This window comes from Caulobacter sp. S45 (assembly GCF_903642205.1).
Lineage (GTDB): Bacteria > Pseudomonadota > Alphaproteobacteria > Caulobacterales > Caulobacteraceae > CAHJWH01.
This window is the reverse complement of record NZ_CAHJWH010000170.1, coordinates 1-6,412: the sequence shown is the minus strand read 5'-3', so window position 1 is coordinate 6,412 and position 6,412 is coordinate 1. Positions and strand designations below refer to the sequence as shown.

Sequence of the window (6,412 nt, the reverse complement as noted above, 5' to 3'; positions counted from 1 at the left end):
GCCGCCGCGGCTCCGGCCACGACCGCGATGGCCGCCGCTATCGACGCCACCGAGACCACGCGCGGAGTGAGCGGCCTTCTGGCGCGCTGGGCCACACCCCAGCAGAAGGCCGCGAACGCCGCCGCCAGAGCGGCCGCGAACAGCCGCGGCAGGCCCTCGATCCCGGCCTGCTCGGCATAGACCCAGGCCAGCCAGGCCGCCGCGCCGTACATCGGGAAGGCCAGCACCTTGCGCAGGCCATCCATCCAGGCGCCGGGCCTGGGCAGGCGGCCGAACAGGCCCGGCGTGAACGAGATCGCGGTGAAGGGCGCGGCCAGCCCCAGCCCCAACGCCACGAACACCGCCAGCGCCACGCCCGCCGGCTGCACCAGGGCCCAGCCGATGGCCGGCGCCATGAAGGGCGCGGTGCAGGGCGCGGCCACCACCACCGCCAGCACGCCGGTAAGCGCGGAGCCGATCCAGCCCTGGTGGCGGGCGGCGGTCTCCGCGCCGACCCCTTGCAGCGACAGCCCCGCCTCAAACACGCCGGACAGGTTCAGGCCGGCCGCCAGCATGATCAGGGCGAGCACCGCCACCACACCCGGCGATTGCAGCTGGAAGCCCCAGCCCACCGCCTGCCCTGCGGCCCGGGCGAGGATCAGCATGGCCGCCAGGGCGACGAAGCTGCCTACGACGCCGAGCAGGAAGGCGATCCCCTCCCCGCGCGCACGGGCGGGGGACTCCAGATGGCGGGCGAGCGCGGCCGCCTTGATCGACAGGACGGGAAAGACGCAGGGCATGAGGTTGAGCACCAGCCCGCCCACAAAGGCCAGGCCGAGCGCCGCGGCCAGGCCCAGGCCGTCCCGGCTGGCGGGAGGCGGCGCCGCTGAAGAGGGCGGGGTCTCGCCCAGGGGAGCCGCAGTCTCGGGCGGTGGGGTGCTCTCCACCGGGGCGGCCAGACCGGCAGCGCCCGGTGGCGGCGTCCCGGGAGAGGCCGACACCTCGAAGGCCTTGCCGCCGAGCGACAGCACGCCCTCAAGCTTGGCGGGCGGCTTGCCGTGGCTGAAGCCATAGCCGGCGGGCAGGACCAGGGTCAGGCCACTCGCGCCGCGCGCCACGCGCTGGGGCGAGGCCTGCTCCAGCGCCATGGCGTCGTAGGGGAAGAAGTAGGCGTGGGCGGTGTCCAGCTCCTTCAGCGCCGCGCCGGCGACGAACAGCTTCACCGTGCCGGCGTCGGCCTGGAAGCGGGCGGAGAGGCCGCCCGGCTTCGGAGCGTCCGCCACGGCGCGGGCGATGGAGTCGCCGCCGTTGGGGTTGATCGGCGCCGGGCCTGCGGCCACCGGCAGGTCGAGGCTGAGCTTGGCGGACTCCGGGATGCAGACGTCCTTGCACACCAGCCAGTTGGCGGCGGCCTTGAGGCTGACGGTCTGGCCCGGGCGGGCGAAGGCGGGGACGCTGATCCGCACCGGCAGGTCCACCGCGCCGGTGTAGACATAGTTCATGATCGGGCCGGCCAGGAAACGCTCCGGCGCCCCCCAGATGATAGGTCCCGCGCTCCAGCCCTGCGGCAGGGTCCAGTCCAGCGTGGTGGGCTGACCGGCGTCGCCGGGATTGCGCCAGTAGGTGTGCCAGCCCGGCGCGATGGTCTGGTGCAGGGCCACGTAGAGGGGGCGGCCCGGCGTCGCCGCGGTGGTCTGGGACGCCAGCTCCGCCTTCACGTGCCCCGTCTGGACGACGTTGGCCCGGGCCATGGACAAAGCGCCACCCACAGCCGCGCAGGCGAGGGCCAGCATCGCCAGCCCGTGCGGACGAAGGCGCAGGCGGCCGGAGCGGCGGAGGACGGCGGCGTCGTGCATGCGCTCTAAGTCGCGCCTCGCGCGCGCCGCCGCAAGCCCTCGACAAGGGCCTGCGGCGATGGCCAGTATGGACCCAAGGAAACGAGAGGTCGCGTGCCCGCACATTTCGACGACATCCAGGTCGGCCAGGTGGCCTCGCTCGGCGTCATGGCCGTGGACCCCCGCTCGCTGCAGTGCTTCTGCGACACACTGGCGCCCGGCTGGGCCAAGGCGGACGGCGCGCCGGACGCCTTCACCTACGCCGCCTGGGCGCGGCTGGACACCGAGGCCAGCGCCGGCTGGCCCCAGACCAAGCGGCTGGGCGTCGATGCGCTGCGCTGGATGCGCAACCCGCCGGAGGGCGAACTGCTGCGCGGGCGGATGACCGTGCTGGCCAAGGACCCGGTGGGGCCGGACAAGGGCATCGTCATCGCCCAGCACGACCTGCTGGACGAAGCGGGCCGGCTGGTCTTCTCCTGCCTGACCCGCTCCATCTTCGCCTGCCGCGACCGAGGCTGAGCCTCACGCAAGGCTGAGCCCAGCCGGGGCTCAGTTCGGCATCAGCACGGTGTCGACCACGTGGATCACGCCGTTGGATTGGATCACGTCGCCGATGGTCACGTGCGCCACGTCGCCCTTTGCGTCAGTGACCATCAGGTGATGGCCCATCTGGGTGATCGTCAGGGGCTCGCCCTGCACGGTGGACAGGCTGGTCGTGCCGCCGCCGGCCTTGACCATCTTCATCAGCTGCTTGGCCGTATAGGCGCCGGAGACCACATGGTAGGTCAGGATCTTGGTCAGCATCGCCTTGTTCTCGGGCTTCACCAGCGTGTCGACCGTGCCGGGCGGCAGCTTGTCGAAGGCCTCGTTGGTGGGCGCGAACACGGTGAAGGGACCCGGGCCGGACAGGGTGTCCACCAGGCCCGCGGCCTTGACGGCGGCCACCAGGGTGGTGTGGTCCGGCGAGTTGACGGCGTTCTGGACGATGGTCTTGGTCGGATACATGGCCGCCCCACCCACCATCGGGTCGGTCATGGCCATCTGGGCGGAGGCGCCGCCGGCGGCCAGCATCGAAAGGGTCAGAAGTCCCGCGAGAGCGAGCTTGGAGGTGATCGAGTTCGGCATCGGGCTGCATTCCTTGCTTGGACCGCCGCGTTGCGGGCGATCGGCATAGATACGAAGCATGACGACAATTAGATGTGCCGGAATCCGAGCGCGGCCCGCGGCTCTCGACTCAGCTGATTTTTCTCTCGATGAATTGATTGGGTCCTGAACATCTGCCGATCAGCCGGCCCAAGTGGTCAGGGATCGCCATGGAAGCCCGGATGTCTGGTTTGAGGCATCGCACAAAGGAGCCCGTGAACTCTGCTTCGACGTCTAGCTCGCCTGGCCTGACCTAGTCGCGAAGGTGATGCTCGGCTCACCCACCTCGCCTCGCGAGATTGCGAACTTACCCCAGGTGCCGACGATCGGCCTCTGTACCTCAACCGCGAAACGTTGCGCGGCTCTCGTCACGCCTTCCCAACTCAGGTAGTCGTCACCGATCAGGACACCATCCGGCGACAAGAGTTCCCAGTAGGCCTTTATGTCACGATAGGCTGGCTCTTCTTCATGCGCCGCATCTATGTATACAAGATCAGGCTTAATCCCCTTTTCTTTCAAAATGTACGCCGCATTCTCTGATGTGCTCGGCAGCGGCACGATGCAGTCAACGTGGTCATGGCGGATCACGTTGCTCAGGAAGGTGAAATACAGATGCGGGTAGCCGTGGCGCAGGAGCAGCGACTCTCGCCAGCCCTCTCCTCGACCAAGGTAGTGTTCGGGCGATCCCAACCAAGTATCAACGCAGATTATCACCGTATCCAAGCCCAGCGCCTTGGTCAGCGCCGCCATGTGTATGGCCGATGCTCCCTTCCATGTGCCGACCTCGACGATGATCTTCGGTCTTATAGCTTCAATGGCGTTGCGCAGGACCGGGTGATCAGAACCCCATCCTTGCAGATCGGCCGGATACTGATCGCTGTCCCAGGCCTCATACGGAGACGTCTCATGCAGGAGCAAGCCAAGCGGGTGCATACCTGGACGCGTACAACGTCCCGGCGCTACGGGGAAGACGCGAGCGGCGTCATCCTTGGGCATACCCGCTCCCTCGACTTTGCCAGGCTGCAGCCGAGCAAGACCTGAGCTCATGGGCGTCAGGCGCAGGGTCGACGTCGCCCGCCGCACTTCTGCAGTCGATCGGATGATCCCTGAGACGGCAGAGTCAAGCGTCGCCCTCCGTCCCGCTTTGGTCGACATCTGGCCGACACATCCGACTGCAATCGGTGTGCGGCTGGGCGGTTGGAGCACGGCTTGGCGGGACGGACGATGGGGACGGGGGGGATTGCAGGACGGCGCGGCGCCCTGGCGCGTGGAACGTCGGGCCGTCTGGACGCGGTCCTCGCGGCGGTTCTGCTCGCTGCAGCCGTCCTCCAGCCGGCAAGCGCGCAGACAGGTCAGCCCGCCGCGCCCGCGACAGCTCCGGACGCCGACGAGCCGGCGACCACCGCCTCCACCGTGACCGTCACCGCCCGCCGCAAGCCGCCGCCCCAGCCGGGGGCGGTAGTGGGCGACATCAAGCCGGAGCTGCAGCTAAGCCCCTCCGACATCCGATCCTTCGGGGTCAGCACGGTCACCGAGCTACTGCAGGAGCTGTCGCCCGAGACGCGCAGCGACCGGGGCCGCGGTGGCGAGACGCCGGTGGTGCTGCTGAACGGGCGGCGCATCTCCAGCTTCAGCGAGATACAGAACATTCCCACCGAAGCCATCCTGCGGGTTGATATACTTCCCGAAGAGGTATCGCTGAAATACGGCTACACCGCCGACCAGCGGGTGGTGAACATCGTGCTGCGGCGGCGCTTCAACGCCGTCACCGGCGAGCTGCAGGGGGGCGGTCCGACCGAGGGCGGCCAGGCGACGGGCCAGGCGGAGGCCGACCTGCTGCGCTTACGCGGCGACAGCCGGCTGAACCTGGACCTGAAGTACCAGGGCCAGTCCAACCTCACCGAGGCCGACCGGGACCTGACCTCCATCGCCACCGGCCAGCCTTTCGACCTCGCCGGCAACGTGGTCTCGCCGACCTCGGGGGGAGAGATCGACCCGGCGCTCAGCTCAGCCGTCGGCCATCCGGTGACGGAGGCCGGCGTGCCCGCAGGCCTGAACGGGCGCGCGCCGACGATCGCCGACTTCGCCGCCAACGCGGCTGCCCCCAACTCGACCGACGTCAGCGGCGACCGCACCCTGCTGTCGGCCACCCAGCAGGTGACCGCCAACGCGGTGATCAGCCGGCCGATCTTCTGGGGCCTGCGCGCCACCGGCAATGCGACGCTGGGCGCAACCACCGGCAACTCGCTTCAAGGGCTGCCGGGGTTGACCCTGCTCGTCCCGAACGGGAACCCCTACTCGCCCTTTGCAGAGCCCGTGGACGTGGACCGCTACGCCTCCAACCTCGGCCCGCTGCGCCAGAGCGTGGACGGCTGGACCGCGCACCTGGGCACGACGCTGAACAAGGACACCGGCGATTGGCGGCTATCGCTCACCGACGCCTATGACCACGCCGACACCACCACGACCACCGACGCCGGCGCGGACGCCACCCGGCTGCAGGCGCTGCTGAACGGGGGCTCGGCAAGCTTCAACCCGTTCGGCGCCCTGCCGGCCAACCTCGTCCCGGCGCTGCCGCAGGACACCGCCCACTCGCGCTCGGACTCCGGCAACATCCAGATCCTGGCCAACGGGCCCTTGTTCAAGCTGCCGGCGGGCCAGTTCTACGCCAGCCTGAAGCTCGGCGACACCGAGAGCCTGCAGACCTCCACCTCCACACAGGCCGGACTGTTCCAGGCAGCGAGCCTGTCGCGGAACGACGTCAACGCCCAGGCCAACCTCGATTTGCCGCTCACCAGCCGCGAGCACCACGTGTTCGGCTTCATCGGTGAGCTGTCGGTGAACGTGAACGGAGCGATCGACGAGCTGTCGGACTTCGGACTGCTCAAGACCCTGGGCTACGGGATCAACTGGACGCCCATCGACGGGGTGAACCTGATCGTCTCGCGCACCCAGGACCAGGCGGCGCCCACGATCCAGCAGCTGGCCGGCCCCATGGTGCAGACGCCGGGCACGCGCCTGTTCGACTACGTCACCGGCCAGACGGTGGACGTGACCCAGGTGGCCGGGGGCAATCCGGACCTGGTGGCCGACCACCGCCAAGTGACCAAGGTGGGCCTGACCTGGAAGCCGATCCCTCACAAGGAGCTGATCCTCACCGCCAACTACATCGTCAGCCACATCTCCAACCCCATCGCCACCTTCCCGGCCGTGGACGCGCAGATCGAGGCGGCCTTCCCCGGCCGCTTCATCCGCGACTCCGACGGGACGCTGACGGAGGAGGACGACCGGGCTGTGAACTTCGCAAGCCAGGACCGGCAGGAGCTGCGCTGGGGCTTCAACTACTCGCAGCCGCTCGGCCCCCAGCCGCCGCCCCGCGACTTCCGCAGACTCCGCCGCAACCGCGACGTCGCGGCCGGGACGGCCAACGCCGGCGCGGCCGGTGGGAAGGCTGG

At 69.4% G+C, this 6,412-nt stretch carries 5 protein-coding genes; 2 read left to right on the top strand and 3 right to left on the bottom strand.

The genetic code is table 11. The annotated features are described in order from the left end of the window. Positions 1–1,835: protein-disulfide reductase DsbD domain-containing protein (locus HUV06_RS13910; RefSeq protein WP_174301852.1), on the bottom strand; the 1,835-nt coding region annotated here is incomplete at its 3' end. 93 nt (positions 1,836–1,928) lie between these two features. On the opposite strand from HUV06_RS13910, the gene HUV06_RS13905 reads away from it, so the two are divergent. Continuing rightward, complete coding sequence (locus tag HUV06_RS13905; protein ID WP_174301851.1) at positions 1,929–2,333, top strand: acyl dehydratase; 405 nt, start codon at positions 1,929–1,931, stop codon at positions 2,331–2,333. A gap of 30 nt (positions 2,334–2,363) precedes the next feature. Here HUV06_RS13905 and HUV06_RS13900 read toward each other — a convergent pair whose 3' ends face one another. Then, positions 2,364–2,939, bottom strand: a complete 576-nt coding sequence (locus tag HUV06_RS13900) for a fasciclin domain-containing protein (RefSeq protein WP_174301850.1) — start codon at positions 2,937–2,939, stop codon at positions 2,364–2,366. A gap of 252 nt (positions 2,940–3,191) precedes the next feature. Then, entirely contained in the window at positions 3,192–3,953 is a 762-nt protein-coding gene (locus HUV06_RS13895) for a class I SAM-dependent methyltransferase (RefSeq protein WP_174301849.1), read from the bottom strand. A 213-nt stretch (positions 3,954–4,166) separates the two neighbouring features. On the opposite strand from HUV06_RS13895, the gene HUV06_RS13890 reads away from it, so the two are divergent. Next, positions 4,167–6,412 (top strand): TonB-dependent receptor (locus HUV06_RS13890; RefSeq protein WP_174301848.1); only part of this gene is annotated, 2,246 nt, incomplete at its 3' end.